Source organism: Mesorhizobium sp. M2A.F.Ca.ET.037.01.1.1 (assembly GCF_003998075.1).
Classification (GTDB): domain Bacteria; phylum Pseudomonadota; class Alphaproteobacteria; order Rhizobiales; family Rhizobiaceae; genus Mesorhizobium.
In genome coordinates this window covers 1-1448 of sequence record NZ_RZSA01001321.1, presented here as the reverse complement: position 1 = coordinate 1448, position 1448 = coordinate 1, and the positions used below count along the sequence as shown (strand labels likewise).

The 1448-nt window shown below is 64.4% G+C and carries 2 pseudogenes; both read left to right on the top strand.

The annotated features are described in order from the left end of the window. Positions 1 to 590, top strand: a pseudogene (locus tag EOA27_RS36365) (prolyl aminopeptidase); the annotation flags it as partial. Between the two features lie 211 nt (positions 591 to 801). Then, positions 802 to 1448, top strand: a pseudogene (locus EOA27_RS36355) (citramalate synthase); the annotation flags it as partial.

Below are 1448 nucleotides of genomic sequence, written 5' to 3'. Positions count from 1 at the left end.
ATGCCGAGACGCATCCCGAGCGCGTCAGCGAGCTCATCGTGCGCGGCATCTACACGCTCACCCGGGCCGAGCTCGAATGGTATTATCAGTTCGGCGTCTCCGAGATGTTTCCCGACAAATGGGAGCGTTTTCTCGCGCCGATCCCCGAGGCCGAGCGCGGCGACATGATGGCCGCTTACCGCAAGCGGCTGGTCGGCTCCGACCGCGCGCGCCAAGTGGAGGCCGCCCGCGCCTGGAGCATCTGGGAGGGCGAGACGATCACGCTGCTTCCCGAACCCGAGACCAGCGATCCGTTCGGCCAGGATGACTACGCCATCGCCTTCGCCCGCATCGAGAACCACTATTTCGTCCATGCCGGCTGGCTGGAGGAAGGGCAACTGCTCCGCGACGCCTGGAAACTGAAGGACATTCCCGGCACCATCGTCCACGGCCGCTACGACATGCCGTGCCCGGCGAAATATGCCTGGGCGCTGCACAAGGCCTGGCCGAAGGCGGATTTCCACCTCATCGAAGGCGCTGGCCACGCCTATTCCGAGCCGGGGATTCTGGATCGGCTGATCCGGGCCACGGATCGGTTTGCAGGGAAATAATGATGCAGGTTCGTGCTCTACGGCGCCCCCCTCTGGACTGCCGGCCATCTCCCCCACTTGGGGGGAGATCAGCAGCTTCGGCCCTGCCGCTTCTCCTGCAACGCTGGGGATTGGCGAAAGCCGAAGTGCCGTCCAATCTCCCCCCAAGTGGGGGAGATGTCCGGCAGGACAGAGGGGCGCGCGAAGGATCCCGGCATTTCGAGCTATCGCCATGAAGAAACAACGCCTCTATCTCTTCGACACCACTCTGCGCGACGGCCAGCAGACGCCGGGCATCGACTTTTCCGTCGAGGACAAGATCGCCATCGCAAAACTGCTCGACGCGTTCGGGATCGACTATGTCGAGGGCGGCTATCCGGGCGCCAACCCGACCGACACCGCCTTCTTTCAGAAGAAGCGGACGGAAAGCGCGAAATTCGTCGCCTTCGGCATGACCAAGCGTGCCGGGGTCTCGGCCTCCAACGATCCGGGGCTGGCGGCGCTGGTGCAGTCGAAGTCTGACGCCATCTGCTTTGTCGCCAAGAGCTGGGACTATCATGTCCGTGTGGCGCTCGGCTGCACCAACGAGGAGAATCTGGAGTCCATCAAGGCCTCGGTCGAGACGGCGGTGGCCGCCGGCAAGGAGGCGATGGTCGACTGCGAGCATTTCTTCGACGGCTTCAAGGCCAATCCCGATTACGCGCTGGCCTGCGCCAGGACCGCCTATGAAGCCGGAGCCCGCTGGGTGGTGCTGTGCGACACCAATGGCGGCACGCAGCCCTCGGAAGTGCGCGAAATCGTCGGCAAGGTGATCGCCGGCGGCATCCCGGGCGACCATCTCGGCATCCATGCGCATGACGACACTGGACAGGCGGTGGC